This window comes from Bacteroides sp. MSB163 (assembly GCF_036416795.1).
Taxonomy (GTDB): Bacteria; Bacteroidota; Bacteroidia; order Bacteroidales; family Bacteroidaceae; genus Bacteroides; species Bacteroides maternus.
In genome coordinates, this window is record NZ_CP143867.1 from 1,559,339 (window position 1) to 1,577,089 (window position 17,751).

A 17,751-nucleotide genomic window follows, 5' to 3' on the forward strand; every position below is an offset into this window, starting at 1 on the left:
GTACGGCTTTGGTACGGAGCAAGTGTATCCCTGGTACGGTCCGGACAAATACTTTTTTGTTGTACTAAGCTATGAATCTGAAAATAAACCCGTAAATTTGCACCGTTTAATAAAGTATATAACTAAGTATCAACCATAAAATAACGAAAGAAAACCATTATGGAGTACAATTTCAGGGAGATTGAAAAGAAGTGGCAGAAAAGGTGGGTGGAAGAGAAAACCTACCAAGTGAAGGAAGATGAGACGAAGCAGAAGTACTATGTACTAAACATGTTCCCCTACCCCTCCGGTGCGGGCCTACACGTAGGACACCCGCTGGGATACATCGCTTCGGACATTTATGCTCGTTACAAACGACTGCAGGGCTTCAATGTACTAAATCCCATGGGATATGATGCTTACGGACTTCCCGCCGAACAATATGCTATACAAACAGGACAACATCCTGCAATTACTACGATCAACAATATCGACCGCTACCGTGAGCAGTTGGATAAGATAGGTTTTTGTTTCGACTGGAGCCGCGAAATACGTACCTGCGAACCGGAATATTATCATTGGACGCAATGGGCATTCCAGAAGATGTTCAACAGCTATTATTGCAATGATGAACAACAGGCCCGCCCTATCGAAGAGCTGATACAGGCTTTCGAGCAAGTAGGTACCAACGGCATGAATGTGGCTTGTGGCGAAGAACTCAGCTTCACTGCCGAAGAATGGAAAGTCAAGAACGAGAAAGAGAAACAGGAAATCCTGATGAACTATCGTATCGCCTATCTGGGTGAAACGATGGTAAACTGGTGTGCCCAATTGGGTACGGTTTTGGCCAACGATGAAGTGATAGACGGTGTATCCGAACGCGGAGGTTTCCCCGTAGTTCAGAAGAAGATGCGTCAATGGTGTCTTCGCGTTTCTGCCTATTCACAACGCTTGTTGGACGGACTGGATACTATCGATTGGACAGATTCTCTGAAAGAAACTCAAAGAAACTGGATCGGTCGTAGCGAAGGTGCCGAAGTGCAGTTCAAAGTAAAAGACAGCGATCTGGAATTTACCATCTTCACCACTCGTGCAGATACGATGTTCGGTGTTACTTTCATGGTGTTGGCCCCGGAAAGCGAATTGGTAGCCCAGCTGACTACTCCTGAGCAAAAGGACGAAGTTAACGCTTATCTGGAACGTACAAATAAACGTACCGAACGTGATCGTATCACAGACCGCAGCGTGACGGGTGTATTCTCCGGAAGTTATGCCATTAATCCTTTCACAGGTGAGGCAGTGCCCATCTGGATCAGCGACTATGTACTTGCCGGTTATGGTACAGGTGCCATCATGGCTGTACCTGCACACGATAGCCGTGACTATGCTTTCGCCAAACATTTCGGATTGGAAATCCGTCCGTTGGTAGAAGGTTGCGATGTCAGCGAAGAAAGCTTTGATGCCAAAGAAGGGATCGTTTGCAACTCTCCGAGACCTGATGTAACTCCTTACTGTGATCTTACATTGAACGGACTGACCATCAAAGAAGCTATCGAAAAGACCAAGAGCTACGTAAAAGAACATAATCTGGGACGCGTAAAAGTGAATTATCGTCTTCGTGACGCTATCTTCTCCCGCCAGCGCTACTGGGGTGAACCGTTCCCGGTTTACTACAAGGATGGAATGCCTTATATGATCGATGAAAGCTGTCTGCCGCTTGAATTGCCGGAAGTTGCCAAATTCCTTCCTACCGAAACCGGAGAACCACCGTTGGGACATGCTACCAAATGGGCTTGGGATACCGTAAACAAATGTGTGGTAGAGAATGAAAAGATAGATAACGTTACTGTATTCCCTCTTGAACTGAATACCATGCCGGGCTTTGCAGGTTCCAGCGCTTACTATCTGCGCTATATGGACCCGCATAATAACAAAGCATTGGTTGATAAGAAAATAGATGAATACTGGAAAAGCGTCGACCTCTATGTAGGTGGTACGGAACATGCTACGGGGCACTTGATTTATTCACGTTTCTGGAATAAATTCCTGCACGATGTAGGAGTGTCTATCGTGGAAGAACCGTTCCAGAAGTTGGTGAACCAAGGCATGATACAGGGACGGAGTAACTTCGTTTACCGTATCAAAGATAGCAACAAGTTCGTTTCTCTGAATCTGAAGAATCAGTACGACACTACCCCACTCCATGTGGATGTAAATATCGTATCCAATGATATTTTGGACCTCGAAGCTTTCAAAGCATGGCGTCCTGAATTTGCCAACGCTGAATTTATCCTGGAAGATGGTAAATACATCTGCGGCTGGGCTGTGGAGAAGATGAGTAAATCCATGTTCAACGTAGTTAATCCCGATATGATTGTTGAGAAATACGGTGCGGATACATTGCGTATGTACGAGATGTTCCTCGGTCCGGTAGAGCAATCCAAGCCTTGGGATACGAACGGTATCGACGGTGTGTACCGCTTCATCAAGAAGTTCTGGTCACTGTTCTACGACCGTAACGGAAACTATATGGTGACGGATGAGCCTGCAACCAAGGAAGAACTGAAATCTTTGCATAAACTGATTAAGAAAGTAACGAGTGATATTGAACAGTTCTCTTACAATACTTCCGTCAGTGCTTTCATGATCTGCGTAAACGAGTTATTCAGCCTGAAATGCAGCAAGAAGGAAATATTGAATCAACTGGTTATCGTATTGGCTCCTTTCGCTCCGCACGTATGTGAAGAGTTGTGGGATACACTGGGCCATGAAGACTCAGTTTGCGATGCCAACTGGCCTGCTTACAACGAAGAATACCTGGTGGAAGATACAATCAACTACACCATATCTTTCAATGGCAAGGCACGCTTCAATATGGAATTCCCTGCTGACGAAACATCAGAAGCCATTCAAAGCACCGTATTGGCAGATGAACGTTCGGCTAAATGGATGGAAGGCAAATCAGTAGTGAAAGTGATTGTCGTTCCGAAGAAGATCGTAAACATTGTTATTAAATAACGTAAGTTACGAGCTACAAGCTACAAGAGACAAGTCAACTTGTCTCATTTACCTACACTTGTAGCTCGTAGCTCGTAGCTTGTAACTAACTAATATGCAAATTACAAAACCAACCAAAGCCGAAATGATGAGAGAGTTGCGGGACTATATCTTCATCACTGTCGGTCTTATCAGTTATGCCTTGGGATGGGCGTTGTTTCTGATTCCTTATCAGATAACGACGGGCGGTACTACAGGTATCGGTGCAATTATCTATTACGCCACGGGGTTTCCTATCCAATGGTCATACTTCATCATCAATGCTGTCTTAATGACATTTGCCATTAAAATACTGGGTCCTAAATTCAGTATTAAAACCACATTCGCCATCTTCGGGCTGACATTCTTTTTATGGTTTTTCCAAATGCTTGTAAACGGTCCAGACAATACACCACCACTTATACTGGGACCGGGACAGGACTTCATGGCTTGTATGATAGGTGCCGTGATGTGCGGTGCAGGTCTCGGAGTCGTATTCAATTGCAACGGAAGCACGGGAGGAACGGATATCATCGCCGCCATCATACATAAGTATAAAGACGTCACACTGGGACGTATGGTGATGCTTTGCGATGTGATTATCATCAGTTCCTGTTACTTCGTATTCCATGACTGGAGACGTGTGATATTTGGTTTTGTAACTTTGTTTGTTATCGGTTTCGTATTAGACTATATTGTGAACAGTGCCCGCCAGTCCGTGCAATTCTTTATCTTCTCCAAAGAATATGAAAAGATTGCCGACCGTATTACGAAGGAGACACACCGCGGCGTAACCGTTCTGGACGGTATAGGATGGTACAGTAAACACAATGTAAAAGTACTCGTCGTTCTGGCTTACAAGCGCCAGTCAATCGACATTTTCCGTTTGGTGAAAGACATTGACCCGAACGCATTTATCTCTCAAAGTTCCGTTATCGGAGTATATGGAGAAGGTTTCGACCGGTTGAAAGTGAAATAAGACTTTATCTGAATATGCTTTCTTCTCCATCCAGATAAACAGATGTAATGGAAGAAGCATCCAAAATGCTGTGGAACATGAAACTCGTAGTGACATGTTTCACAGCATTTCTTTTCATAGCTTCTATTTTCTGAGGAAACAAATTTTCATACTTAACCGAATACCACACAAAAGCTGCCGGATAATGAAGCGGTTCATTATCTTCCGCATGAAGATATTTTTCGTTCTCTCCCAAAGATTCTCCATGATCGGAAAGATAAATAAGAATAGCTGTTTTATCTCTCAATTCTTCAATCAGCTGATGCAAAAACCAATCAGTATATATGATAGTATTATCATAAGAATTTATAATAGCCTCCCGAGTACTTGAAGAGATATTTTTTGAACGGAGAATAGGAGAGAAAACTTCTTTTTCAAAATGAGAATTATACCACCAATGTGAACCTATCGTATGGAGAACAATCAACTTCCGTGGGTTCGAATATTCTAATTCTTTCAAATAAGAAGGCAATAAAGCTCCATCCAGCCATTTATCAAACATATACACATTCTTTCCCTCATTAGCATATATCAATGTATCGGCTTCATACATAAAATCGGAATAAGTATTTACAGGCTCCTGACTGGCAAGCCAGGATGTGCGAAAACCAGCCTTTTTGAAGAGAGAAATAAAAGATCGTTCTGTTTGTGCTCTTTTATCATCAATACTGTCTGCCCTTGTCAAGATAACCGGCAGACTGGTGTGCGTAAAAAACTCTTTAGTATAAACATTGGAGAAGGAACATATCTGCACATCAGATGTAAGTAAAGGAGTAGTATTTCTTCTATATCCGTTCAGTTGCAAATGGTCGGCACGTAATGATTCCCCCAATACCACAATTGTAGTTAAAGTATCTGCATCACAACGAATATTTTCCTTAAAGTCAATTCGTGTACTTTGTGTCTGGCGTTGCAACGTATAATCTTTCAATACATAAAAGAAAGAAGCCGGCATACGCCGTGATACGGAACCGGATAATTTTCCCACACCATGAAACACAAATAATAAACATAAGGAAGATACTATAAAAAGTTCCCATTTATTTACTTGTATTTTGCTGAAACGCCAATATACAGCAAACAAGGAATACAGCAAGGCAATCAGAACAAACAGAAACAACTTAAAAGTCATAAAGCCTATTCCGAAACCTGCATCATTTACTACAATCAGATCAATCAGCATCGGAGTTAGCGTAATATGAAGCGAATAGCGAAAATAAGCAAAAATGCTACTAAGTAACACAATAGCAGGAAAAGAAACACAGAAAACATATCTGTTGACCCCTAACAAAAGAAATAAGGGAAAAGAAGCTAAGGTGATAATCCCCCATTGCAATACAAGTATCAGACAATCAGTAAAACCAGAACAAGGAATATCCAGAAATTCCCATATAACAAAGAGAAGTCCGTAACCTATAGTTAAAGACAATATGAACAAAGCATATTTTAAGTCCTTATTAAAAAATATTTCCTTCATCTTTTGTACTTTTGCACAAATATACAACGATAAATAATACCAATTATTATGAAAAGAAAATTTGTATTTGCCACAAACAATGCACATAAATTGGAGGAAGTTACTGCCATTTTAGGCAACAGGATAGAACTCCTTAGCCTGAAAGACATTCACTGCCACGTAGACATTCCCGAAACAGCAGATACCTTGGAAGGAAATGCCTTGATGAAAGCTCAATATATTTTTGAAAACTACCAGATGGATTGCTTTGCCGATGACACCGGACTGGAAGTGGAAGCACTGAATGGAGAACCTGGAGTTTATTCTGCCCGCTATGCCGGAGACGGACACAATGCAGAAGCAAATATGCTGAAACTCCTGCACAACATGGAAGGAATAGAAAACAGGAAAGCACAATTTCGTACAGTATTTGCCCTGATTATTGACGGAAAAGAACACTTGTTCGAGGGTTTTATAAAAGGAGAAATCATCAAAACCAGACGAGGTAATTCGGGTTTCGGATACGATCCGATATTTGTACCCGAAGGTTACTCGCAAACTTTTGCAGAGATGGGCAATGAATTGAAAAATAAAATAAGCCATCGCGCCATAGCCACAAACAAACTCTGCAAATTCCTCAATAGCATACAATAAACCCATAAATATAGAGTTATTAGTTTGTAAGTGTGTTGCTTACAAACTAATATAGCTCTGACCTTTTTATGAGATTTTTATATATACTTTTATTCAGCTTATGCATTCTATTGTCCGTCAATGCACAAAACGCAATAGGAGAGTGGCAAACTTACCTTTCTTATCACACCCCCACCCGCAGTGAAGTCATAGGAAGCAAACTCTTCATACTTGCAAACGGAGACTTGTATGCTTATGATAAAGAAGATACCAGTATACGAACTTATTCAAAATCTTTTCCGCTAAGCGATACGGAAATATCCTATATTGCTTACCAATCAGCCTATAAGTTATTAGTCATTATTTATTCCAATGCGAATATAGATTTATTAGTGAATGAGGAAGATATTTATAATCTTCCCGATTATAAAAACAAGAATATGACACAGGACAAAACAGTCAACCATGCTTGTTTTTATAAAGAATACACGTATTTATCCACTGCCTCGGGTATTCTTTGTATTAATCTGAAAAAGCGAGAAATCAGCAATTATTATCCCCTGAATAAAAACGTTATGGCATGCAACGTATCGGAGAATTATCTTTATGCAGCTACTTCCGAAGGATTGTTCGCAGGACTATTAACTGAAAATCTATTAGATATTAACAACTGGAAAAAGGTTTCGGACGATACCTCTGAATTCCTTTCTAAATACAAGGATATTCCTTTTAAAGAAGAAATACCGGAAAATATAACGCCAAACAGTCCTATACGTAACTATCCGTATTATATGAATTTTACCGGAGAACGATTATTAATAACCGGAGGCGGACATATAGCAAACAGACTGGATCGTCCAGGTACTATCATGACATTTGAAAATAATACCTGGAACAATTTTCAGGAAGAGGGTATCAGTGAACAAACCAAACAACGGTATGATGATATCAATTGTATCGTTCAAGATCCTCAGGACAATACTCATCATTTTGCGGCATCAGCAGGAGAGGGGATTTATGAATTTAAAGATGGGAAATTTATTAATTGGTACAGTATGCATAATAGTCCGTTGGAAAGTGCACTGCCAAACAGTGATTCAAAACACAATTATGTACGCGTAAATGGACTTATCTATGATAAAGATAATAATCTTTGGATGGTAAGTTGCGGTGTTGCTAAAAATCCGGTACAGGTATTAAGAAAAGATGGAAGCTGGGTAAGTCTTCATTATCCGGAAGCCATGGAAAGAAGTAATTTCGGACGGACTATCTTTGATAAAAGAGGTTGGCTGTGGGCTACTTCTTCGCGTATAGAGTCGGGAGGATTGTTCTGCTTGAATTATAACAGCACTATAGCGGATACTTCGGACGACCAACACAGGTTCATTACCCGGTTCACTAACCAAGATGGAACCCTTTTAGAACAACTGGCGGTTTATTGCATTGCCGAAGATAAAGAGGGAGCTATCTGGATAGGTACTAACAAAGGGCCTTTGATACTGAATAACCCTTCTCGTTACTTTAATGATAACTTCTATTGTACACAGATTAAAGTTCCGCGCAATGACGACAGCGGCTTGGCTGATTTCTTATTGGTGAACGAAGCGATTAATGCCATTGCAATAGATGGTGCCAACAGAAAGTGGATAGGTACAGCGTCCAATGGAATTTACCTGATAAGTGCGGATGGAATGGAAACGATTCATCACTTTATGGAAGAGAACAGTCCGCTGCTTTCCAATAGCATCGTATCTATTGCCATACATCCCCGTACCGGCGAAGTCTTCATCGGAACAAGCAAGGGACTCGTTTCTTATCAAAGTGACGCTACAGAGGCTGAAAACAGCTTTAAAGAGAGTAATGTACGTGCTTATCCTAATCCGGTACGTCCGGACTACAACGGAGTGATTACTATTACGGGAATGGTTTACGACAGTGATGTGAAGATTGTGGATACTGCCGGACATCTTATTTACCAAGGTACTTCCCTGGGAGGGCAATTCACCTGGGACGGAAGAAATAAGCAAGGTAGGAGAGTAGCCACAGGAATATATATGGTACTTGCCGCAGACAGTGAAGGAAAAGAAGGGATTGTTACGAAAATTGCATTTATAAGAGGAGAATAAGAGTGATAGAGGTGATAAAGTGGTAAGAGTAATGTTACCCTATCACTTTATCACCTCTATCACCTTACCACTTTATCAAAGCCCCAGCTTTGCCGAAATTTCCAGCATCCTCTTGATAGGCTTCACTGCTTTCTCAGCTATTTCAGGATCTACTGTTATTTCCGGAGATTCGTCTTTCAAGCAATTATAAAGCTTTTCCAGCGTATTTAATCTCATGAAGCTACATTCATTACAGGCACAGGTACTATCGTTAGGAGGGGCCGGAATAAACGTTGTCTGCGGACATTTCTTCTGCATCTCATGAAGGATGCCCGATTCGGTAGCAACAATATACTCTTTCTCGGGATGATTCACTGCATACTTCAACAATGCTGCCGTTGAACCTACCACATCAGCCAACTTCAGAACTACACTCTTACATTCGGGATGTGCCAAAACCACTGCATCGGGATGCTGCGCCTTTAATTCAACAATCTTTTCAACCGAGAATTGTTCGTGTACATGGCATGCGCCGTCCCATAATAACATATTGCGCCCCGTGATAGAGTTAATATAATTCCCCAGGTTTCTGTCAGGACCAAAGATTATTTTCTCATCTTTGGGGAAACTTTCCACGATCTGCTTCGCATTGGTAGAAGTTACCACAACATCTGTCACTGCTTTCACGGCAGCTGTCGTATTTACGTAAGATATCACCGTATATCCGGGATGCTCTTTGACAAACTGACTGAACTTGTCCGCCGGACAACTGTCTGCCAACGAACAACCGGCTGCCATATCAGGAACCAGCACTTTCTTATTCGGACAAAGCACCTTGGCCGTTTCACCCATAAAGTGAACACCGCACATCACAATGATATCCGCTTCCGTTTTGGCTGCCCATTGAGCCAATGCCAGACTATCGCCGACGTAATCGGCTATATCCTGTATTTCCCCCTTCTGGTAATAGTGCCCCAGAATAATCGCGTTCTTCTCCTTTTTAAGTTGCTTGATAGCTTCTATGAGATTATTCATAATTATATTTTTTATTTCTCTTTCTAATTTAAAAATCCTTTGATGGTGATGATAGGCTGTTAATAGTGTCGACAAGTAAATACGATTTTTCTTGCCTATGAAGTTATTAGTATGAGATAAAACTTTATTCGTACGTTATCAACGGGCAAATAAAAGGTATATCTCTTGATAATAAGCCATCTATAAAACTCTTTCAACACCTTGTTGATAAAGTGCAAAGTTAATAACTTTATGGTTATAAACCGGTGTAATAGGGCTAAAAAATGTGTTTATATAACCTCGGAAAGTTTCTCTTAACTTTTTTGGAATGTTCATTCTGGTGGGTGCATATACGTTGTTTTGAATATTGCAAGAATTATTTTTGAATTTCTTTCCCTACTCTTTTGACAGCTTTTCAACGGTTATTAACAGGGATGTGAACGGAAAGAAGTATCTTTGCAACGAGATAAAATCAATCTATTAATAAAAGTCATTTAAAGAGTATAGCTGTCATGCGTAAACTGAAAATAACAGAACTGAATCGTATTAGTATAGAGGAGTTTAAGGAAGCTGAAAAGTTGCCCCTGGTGGTGGTATTGGATAATATCCGCAGTCTTCATAACATTGGTTCTGTATTTCGTACTTCGGATGCTTTCCGGGTGGAATGTATCTACCTGTGTGGCATTACAGCTACTCCGCCCCATCCTGAAATGCATAAAACAGCTTTAGGTGCTGAATTCACTGTCGACTGGAAGTATGTTGATAACTGTGTTGAAGCTGTTGATAACCTTAAAAAGGAAGGATATACTGTTTATTCCGTAGAGCAAGCGGAAGGTAGTATCATGCTGGATGAGCTGTCTTTAGATCGTACTAAGAAGTATGCGGTAGTTATGGGTAATGAGGTGAAAGGAGTTCAGCAGGAGGTTATTGACCATTCCGATGGATGTATTGAGATACCTCAATATGGTACAAAACACTCATTGAACGTATCTGTAACTGCCGGTATCGTTATCTGGGATTTATTTAAGAAACTGAAATAACAGGGTGTTGATAAGTTGTTTGAACCCTATTCAAACAGTGGTTATTATGTCCTTATCAATAGAGAAATGAACAATGGTTCATAGAAGTTTTCAATATAGGTAAGTGTTTGAAATACATGGTTTTCTATAATGACAGTTTTTCATTACTAACAATGTTCTTAACATTATTAGAGTTGTCCGCTTTCTACCAACAGAATAACCCGTTCGGTAAGCGCATCATCTCCTGTAGGATCATATTGTTTTTTCAGACTGGCACCGAACAGTGCGGCGAAAGTCTGATAGAAACCTGCTTTAAAAGGTCCCATGAAGGCTTTTACCAGTTCGTAACCCGTGGAATTGGTTTGGCGATCCACTAACTTGATTAATAACTTTCCTTGAGAGAAAGAAAGCTTTTTCATGCGTGGAGTATATTGTTCTTTCAGGCTTTTTTCTACTGCTTTCATGTGCTTCTGACGGCTCTTCTCATCAGGCAAAGTCATCATATATTCGTAAGTTTCAATAACTGCACGGTTGATTTCTTTGGAGATAGGCAATACTTTCTTTACGTTATATACCAGTTGGTTATATTCATTCAATTGCTTTTTGTTTTTGAATTTGAGAGGTTTGAAGATATAAACGGTGGGTATCTTTATATACGGGATAGTGTCTCCTTCGTAAACGCACATAGGAACCAAGTATCCTTCGGTTTTCGTTTCCTGTGCCTGGCATAAGGAAGTCCCGAACAGAAGGAAGACTACGATGATGAATATGTTCAGTCGTGCGTTCATGCCACAAAATTAAGTGTTTATCTTTATATTTGGTCTGATTGTCGATGTTTTCCTTGTCGTGTTAACTTATTTATGGTAATTTCGCGACAATTAAACTTATTTACACGAATGAAATTACTCAAGTTGGGAGTTTTTCTAAGTATGCTGTTGATGACTCCTGTACTTGAAGCTCAAAATACAAGTGTGTCCTTGTGGGAAGAGAATATAGAGCAACTCTCTATGGATGAAGAAGAAAAGAACTGGGAAGATGAACTTGAAGAGCTGTCCAATCGCCTGCAGGAACCTGTTAATATCAATGTTACTACTAAACGTGAATTAGAGCAATTTCCTTTTCTTTCGGATATTCAGATTGAAAATATCTTGGCTTATGTGTATATACACGGGCAGATGCAAACCATTTATGAACTGCAATTGGTGGAAGAAATGGATAAGCATACCATCGACCTGCTTCTTCCTTTTGTTTGTGTACATCCTATTCCTGAAAAGACAGGTTTTCCCCGGTTGAAAAGTCTGTTGAAATATGGTAAACAGGAGGTATTAACCCGGCTGGACGTGCCTTTCTATACCCGTAAAGGTTATCAGAAGAATTATCTGGGACCTGCAATGTACCACTCTCTAAGATATGGGTATCGCTACGGAGATTATCTCCAGATGGGAATTACGGCTGAAAAGGATGCAGGAGAACCTTTCTTTGCCCTGCATAATGAAAAAGGATATGATTATTATTCTATCTACTTTCTGCTTCGTAATCTGGGTAAGTTGAAAACGTTGGCATTGGGAAATTACAGATTAAGTTTCGGGCAAGGGCTAGTAGTCAGCACTGATTTCCGTTTAGGGAAAACTTATTCTCTCTCAACGGTGGATAACCGTAGTGGTGGCATCCGGAAGCACAGCTCAACGGATGAATATAATTATTTCAGGGGTGCTGCGGCAACAGTGGAGATTATTCCTGCACTTCAGTTATCTGGTTTTTATTCACATCGTTCTATGGATGGAGTCATAGAAGGGAGTGAAATTACCTCTATTTATAAAACCGGATTGCATCGTACGAAGAAGGAAGCGGATAAAGTAAATGCTTTCATTTTACAGTTGATGGGTGGGAATATCACCTATGAAAAGAACAATCTAAAAGTAGGAATGACAGGCATTTATTACTTTTTCAACCGTAGTTATCAACCGGAGTTAAGAACTTATGGCAAGTATAATTTGCAAGGGAATTACTTTCATAATGTAGGTGTAGATTATAAATATCGCTGGAATCGATTTACTCTGACAGGTGAAGCGGCTATGGGCAAACAAGGTTATTCACTGTTGAACCAATTGAAATATAATATATTAACCGGTTATCAACTGTTGATTGTTCATAGATATTATAGTCATGATTACTGGGCAATGTTTGCACGTTCGTTTGGTGAAAGTAGTACACCGCAAAATGAAAATGGCTGGTATCTGGCTGCCGAAGCATCGCCTTTGGCACATTGGAAATTCTTCGCTTCTCTGGATTTATTTTCTTTTCCCTGGTGGAAATACCGCATCAGTAAACCGTCGCAAGGTGTGGATGGCATGTTCCAGTCAATCTATTCTCCTAAGCGAAATTTATCTATGTATGTTAACTATCGCTATAAGCGAAAAGAGAGAGATGTGGCAGGAACGGATGGAAAAGTTATCCTCCCTACTTATCATCACCGCCTTCGTTACCGCCTGACTTATTCACCGGATCATCTACAGTTACGAACAACGGTGGATTATAATCATTTTCATTCACAGGGGCAGGAGGGAAGCCAGGGATATCAGTTTACACAATCCTGTTCGTATGCTTTTTCTTTTCCGCTGAAGATATCTGTGCAGGGTACTTATTTCCATACGGATGATTACGATTCCCGCATTTATGCTTCCGAAAAAGGTCTGCTTTACACCTTCTATACGCCTTCGTTTTATGGACAAGGATTTCGCTTTTCTGCCTGTGCCCGGTATGATGTGAACAAAGCTCTGATGCTTCTTGTTAAATTCGGGCAAACCGTCTATCAGGACCGTGAAACCATTGGTTCGGGTAACGACCTGATACAAGGAAACAGAAAAGCCGACTTACAAATGCAGCTTCGTATAAAGTTTTAGATTGGAAATAGACGGTTATCTTATTTATTTCATATCTTTGTTTAATATAATAGTTCCATTTTAATTTAAAATAGTAAATACAATGACTGTTATCTATCCGTCTCCCATCTTCGGTCCTGTTCATTCCCGCCGTTTGGGAGTATCCTTAGGGATTAACTTATTGCCGGAAGATGGTAAGGTGTGTTCGTTCGACTGCATTTATTGTGAATGCGGTTTCAATGCAGACCATCGTCCCAAGAAGGCATTGCCTACCCGCGAAGAGGTACGCAATGCCCTTGAAGCCAGATTGCAGGATATGCAACAGAATGGCCCTCAACCGGATGTATTGACTTTTGCCGGAAACGGTGAACCTACAGCTCATCCGCATTTCCCTGAAATCATAGAAGATACGTTGATGCTTCGTGATAAGTATTTCCCGAATGCCAAAGTCAGTGTATTGAGTAATTCCACCTTTATTCACCGCCCTGCAGTGTTTGATGCGCTGAACAAGATAGATAACAACATACTGAAACTCGATACGGTAGATGAGGATTATATTCATACTGTGGATCGTCCTGCAGGGCATTATTCTGTGGGTGGAATCGTAGAATATATGAAAGCTTTTCAAGGCAACTGTATTATTCAGACTATGTTCATGAAAGGCAGTTATCAGGGAAAAGATGTGGATAATACTTCGGATAAGTACGTTCTTCCGTGGCTGGAAGTTGTGAAAGAGATAAAGCCCCGTCAGGTGATGATTTATACCATTGATCGTGAAACGCCTGACCATGATCTTTGTAAGGCTACTCATGAGGAACTGGACCGCATTGCTGCTTTAATTAAGGAAGAAGGTATTCCGGTTAGTGTTTCTTATTAAACTACCTATAGGTAGTGATGCAATTACCTATAGGTAAAATAAGTACAGGGTAACCGCATCTTGATTAAAACAATCACTTTAAATAGTTTCGATTATAATCGAAACTATTTATATTTTTGTGGAAAACTTAGCTTATGGACGATAAATGGAGTGCACTGGAAAAGTATAATCTTTGGAATGGAAATTCCTATAAATTAGGGTTACTACGTACATCTTACATTAATAAGATTCATGCTTTTGTAGGAAATAAATTAGTAAAGGTACTTATAGGTCAACGTCGTTCCGGGAAAAGCTATATTCTAAGGCAAATAGCTTCCGGTTTGATTTCTGACTTAGGTGTTCATCCTAATAATATTCTGTATATCAATAAGGAATATTTGGAATTTGATTTCATAGACAATTATCAGGAGTTAGAAAAACTATATCAACTTTATCGTGAAAAACTTAATCCTCAGGGAAAGGTTTATTTATTCTTCGATGAAATACAGAATGTGGATGGTTGGGAGCGGTTTGTCAATTCTCATTCTCAGGATTTTGTGGAAGAATGTGAGTTGTTTATCAGCGGTTCAAACTCAAAGATGCTTTCCAGTGAACTGGCTACTTTGCTTTCCGGTCGTTACGTTGAGTTTCATATTTTCCCATATAATTATATGGAATATATTCAAGTGACGGATACAGTGGCAGGACGTTCCTCTTATTTATCTTATTTACAACGTGGAGGGCTACCGGAATTGTATAATTTGCCTGATACGGAATCTCAGAAGCAATATGTTGCTTCGGTCAAAGATACCATATTATTGCGTGATATAGTGAAACGTAAACCCATTCGTGATGTCAGACTTCTGGATGATGTTTTTATTTATTTGTTGAATAATACATCCAATTTGTTTTCGATTCAGAATGTAATAAATTTCTTTAAATCGAAGAACCGTAAAGTATCATACGATACGTTATCGAATTACTTAAGTTATATAGAAGAAGCCTTTTTGGCTTATAAAACAGAGCGTTACAACATTAAAGGAAAAGAAGTTCTGGCGGGTAATTGCAAATATTATCTGAATGATTTGGCATTTAAGAACTTTTTATATCCGGGCTTTGCATATGGTGTAGGATATTTGTTGGAAAATGCGGTATATATCGAGCTTCGCAGGTTTGGTTTTCAAGTTTATGTGGGCACTATTCGTGATAAAGAGGTCGATTTTGTGGCTATGAAAGACGACCGTATTATTTATATTCAGGTTGCTTACATGATGGAAACGGAAGAAACAATGGAGCGTGAATATGCTTCTTTATTATCAATTGCTGATAGTTATGAGAAGTATGTTGTTTCAATGGACGAAGTTCAATTGCCTTCAAGAGAAGGTATACGTCATGTACAAGCATGGAATTTATCAGAAATATTAAAGTGACTAATTTTATAATATGCATACAATGAAACCTATTGCAATTAAAGATCTTTCAGAGAACTTCTTTGAAGTTATCGGTAAAGAATGGATGCTGGTGACAGCAGGTAATAAAGATCATTTCAATACAATGACTGCCAGTTGGGGTGGTATAGGCTTCCTATGGAATAAACCGGTGGTCTATGTCTTTATCCGTCCGGAACGTTATACGTTTGAGTTTATTGAGAAGAGTGAATACTTCACGCTCTCTTTCCTGGGAGAAGAGAACAGAGCTATCCATAAGATATGTGGAAGCAAATCGGGTAGGGAAGTAGACAAGGTGAAAGAGACGGGACTGAAACCGGTTATTACAGAAAAAGGAAATATTCTTTTTGAACAAGGCCGTCTCAGTCTGGAATGCCGTAAGCTTTATACGGATGTAATGAAAGAAGACTGTTTTATCGATCCAAGTGTTTGTAAGCAATGGTATGGTGGTGCCCATGGCGGTTTGCATCATATTTATGTAGCTGAAATTACCGGAGCATGGATGAGGGAATAAGTATCTTTAATAATATAAAGGAGGGAATGATTTTTTCATCCCCTCCTTTATATTATTACTTTGTTTTACTCATCCAATAATTCTTTCGCCCTTTCCAATGCCACATTGATATTCGGGCAGATATTCTTTTCACCCAGCAGTTCATAGAAACCGGATTTCTCTAATGCTTTGTGCACCTTTTCATTCACACCGGAAAGTACGATTGTTGTCTTCTCCCGTTGCGCCATCTGGCAAAGATTGGTTAGATTGTGAATACCTGTTGAATCGATGAAAGGTACTTTCCTCATACGTATGATGCGCACTTTGGGACGGTCTCCCAGTCTGGACATGATTTCCTCGAACTTAGTGGCAATACCAAAGAAGTAAGGGCCGTTTATTTCATATACTTCCACACCCTTAGGGATGGATAAGTTTTCTTCTTCTTCTTTGCTGGCAGATTCTTCATTCAGGTTTATCTCATCTTTGATAACAGAAATTTCAGTGGTTTCCATCACACGATGCATAAAGAGTACACAAGCTATGACAAGACCCACTTCAATAGCGATGGTTAAGTCGAAAATAACTGTCAGGAAGAAGGTAATCAGCAATACGGTGACGTCTGATTTCGGATTCTTCAGTAGTGCCTTGAATGTGCGCCAGCCACTCATGTTATAAGAGACAATCACCAATACACCTGCCAGACAAGCCATCGGAATGTATTGTGCCAAAGGCATAAGGAACAGAAGGATAAGCAAGAGCACCACTGCATGTATCATACCTGCAACAGGGGTTTTACCACCATTATTTATATTGGCCATTGTACGTGCAATGGCACCGGTAGCAGGAATACCACCAAACAAGGGTGTTATTAGATTGGCAGCTCCTTGTGCTATCAATTCCGTATTGGAATCATGCTTGTCACCGATAACACCATCCGCTACCGTAGCGGAAAGCAGTGATTCGATGGCTCCTAATACCGCAATGGTAATGGCTACAGGGAATAAGTCCTGAATAGCCTCCCAGTTTAGTGAAGGCATTACTGCATCCGGCAGTTCCGCTTTGATACTGAAACGGTCACCAATAGTATCTATACAGTTGATTCCGGCATAAGTCTTCATCAGATATACCGCTACCGTCACTACAATAATAGCAATCAACGATCCCGGTATCTTTTTTGAGAATTTCGGGGTTATGGCGATAATTGCAATACTTACAATGCTGACAATTGTATTCCACCAGTTGATAGTATCGAAATGCTGGAAATAGATCATCCATTTCCCGACAAAATCTCCGGGAACCTTTTCACCACCGAAATTAAGTCCGAAGATATCAGCTATCTGGGTGGTGAAAATAGTGACAGCGATACCACTGGTAAATCCCACAATGATAGGATAGGGGATAAATTTGATTACAGCACCCAACTTGAATATCCCTAACAGAATAAGAATGACTCCCGCCATCAGCGTGGCAACAATCAGTCCTGCTTCTCCATATTGTTGGATGATGCCGTAAATAATAACGATAAAAGCTCCTGTAGGACCACCGATCTGTACTTTGCTACCTCCCAACATGGAGATAATGAATCCGGCAATGATTGCCGTGATAATACCTTTCTCGGGTGATACACCGGATGCAATACCAAACGCAATGGCAAGCGGAAGAGCAACGATACCTACTATGATACCGGCCATCAGGTCTGCCATGAATAATTCTTTCGAGTAATTTTTCAAAGCTGTGTATAGCTTTGGTCTGAAATCGAACGCTTTCATTGATAATCTGTACTTTTTGTGAAACGAGGTGCAAAATTAGACA

13 protein-coding genes are annotated in these 17,751 nt (G+C 40.2%); 9 read left to right on the forward strand and 4 right to left on the reverse strand.

Going from position 1 to position 17,751, the window contains the following annotated elements; genetic code table 11:
• Window positions 1-159 precede the first annotated feature (159 nt).
• Together leuS and VYM24_RS05365 are read left to right on the forward strand one after the other, a co-directional pair.
• On the forward strand, window positions 160-2,997 hold the full coding sequence (leuS, locus tag VYM24_RS05360) for a leucine--tRNA ligase (RefSeq protein ID WP_330941676.1): 2,838 nt from the start codon (window positions 160-162) through the stop codon (window positions 2,995-2,997).
• A 94-nt stretch (window positions 2,998-3,091) separates the two neighbouring features.
• Window positions 3,092-3,994: a YitT family protein gene (locus VYM24_RS05365; RefSeq protein ID WP_007661161.1), complete on the forward strand. Its 903-nt coding sequence runs from the start codon at window positions 3,092-3,094 to the stop codon at window positions 3,992-3,994.
• 4 nt (window positions 3,995-3,998) lie between these two features.
• Here VYM24_RS05365 and VYM24_RS05370 read toward each other — a convergent pair whose 3' ends face one another.
• A complete protein-coding gene (locus tag VYM24_RS05370; RefSeq protein WP_330941677.1) occupies window positions 3,999-5,510 on the reverse strand; it encodes a phosphoethanolamine transferase in 1,512 nt (503 codons plus the stop codon).
• Between the two features lie 48 nt (window positions 5,511-5,558).
• On the opposite strand from VYM24_RS05370, the gene VYM24_RS05375 reads away from it, so the two are divergent.
• Together VYM24_RS05375 and porZ are read left to right on the forward strand one after the other, a co-directional pair.
• Complete coding sequence (locus tag VYM24_RS05375) at window positions 5,559-6,143, forward strand: non-canonical purine NTP diphosphatase (RefSeq protein ID WP_330941678.1); 585 nt, start codon at window positions 5,559-5,561, stop codon at window positions 6,141-6,143.
• Window positions 6,144-6,211: 68 nt separating this feature from the next.
• Entirely contained in the window at window positions 6,212-8,248 is a 2,037-nt protein-coding gene (porZ, locus tag VYM24_RS05380) for a type IX secretion system anionic LPS delivery protein PorZ (protein ID WP_330941679.1), read from the forward strand.
• A gap of 75 nt (window positions 8,249-8,323) precedes the next feature.
• On the opposite strand, the gene nadA is transcribed toward porZ, so the two are convergent.
• Window positions 8,324-9,361: a quinolinate synthase NadA gene (gene nadA, locus VYM24_RS05385; RefSeq protein WP_074435085.1), complete on the reverse strand. Its 1,038-nt coding sequence runs from the start codon at window positions 9,359-9,361 to the stop codon at window positions 8,324-8,326.
• 392 nt (window positions 9,362-9,753) lie between these two features.
• Here nadA and VYM24_RS05390 point away from each other — a divergent pair, with 392 nt between their 5' ends.
• Window positions 9,754-10,281, forward strand: coding sequence for an RNA methyltransferase (locus tag VYM24_RS05390; RefSeq protein WP_007211408.1), 528 nt, complete (start codon window positions 9,754-9,756; stop codon window positions 10,279-10,281).
• A gap of 167 nt (window positions 10,282-10,448) precedes the next feature.
• Here VYM24_RS05390 and VYM24_RS05395 read toward each other — a convergent pair whose 3' ends face one another.
• Entirely contained in the window at window positions 10,449-11,048 is a 600-nt protein-coding gene (locus VYM24_RS05395; protein ID WP_330941680.1) for a DUF4294 domain-containing protein, read from the reverse strand.
• A gap of 108 nt (window positions 11,049-11,156) precedes the next feature.
• On the opposite strand from VYM24_RS05395, the gene VYM24_RS05400 reads away from it, so the two are divergent.
• The 4 genes from VYM24_RS05400 to VYM24_RS05415 all read left to right on the forward strand — a co-directional run bounded on the left by VYM24_RS05400 (window position 11,157) and on the right by VYM24_RS05415 (window position 15,960).
• Window positions 11,157-13,163, forward strand: coding sequence for a helix-hairpin-helix domain-containing protein (locus tag VYM24_RS05400; protein WP_330941681.1), 2,007 nt, complete (start codon window positions 11,157-11,159; stop codon window positions 13,161-13,163).
• A gap of 82 nt (window positions 13,164-13,245) precedes the next feature.
• Window positions 13,246-14,019, forward strand: a complete 774-nt coding sequence (locus VYM24_RS05405; protein WP_330941682.1) for a radical SAM protein — start codon at window positions 13,246-13,248, stop codon at window positions 14,017-14,019.
• A 134-nt stretch (window positions 14,020-14,153) separates the two neighbouring features.
• Entirely contained in the window at window positions 14,154-15,428 is a 1,275-nt protein-coding gene (locus VYM24_RS05410) for an ATP-binding protein (RefSeq protein ID WP_330941683.1), read from the forward strand.
• Window positions 15,429-15,450: 22 nt separating this feature from the next.
• Window positions 15,451-15,960: a flavin reductase family protein gene (locus VYM24_RS05415; protein WP_022393189.1), complete on the forward strand. Its 510-nt coding sequence runs from the start codon at window positions 15,451-15,453 to the stop codon at window positions 15,958-15,960.
• A gap of 65 nt (window positions 15,961-16,025) precedes the next feature.
• Here VYM24_RS05415 and VYM24_RS05420 read toward each other — a convergent pair whose 3' ends face one another.
• Window positions 16,026-17,708: a SulP family inorganic anion transporter gene (locus VYM24_RS05420; protein ID WP_330941684.1), complete on the reverse strand. Its 1,683-nt coding sequence runs from the start codon at window positions 17,706-17,708 to the stop codon at window positions 16,026-16,028.
• Between the last annotated feature and the right edge of the window lie 43 nt (window positions 17,709-17,751).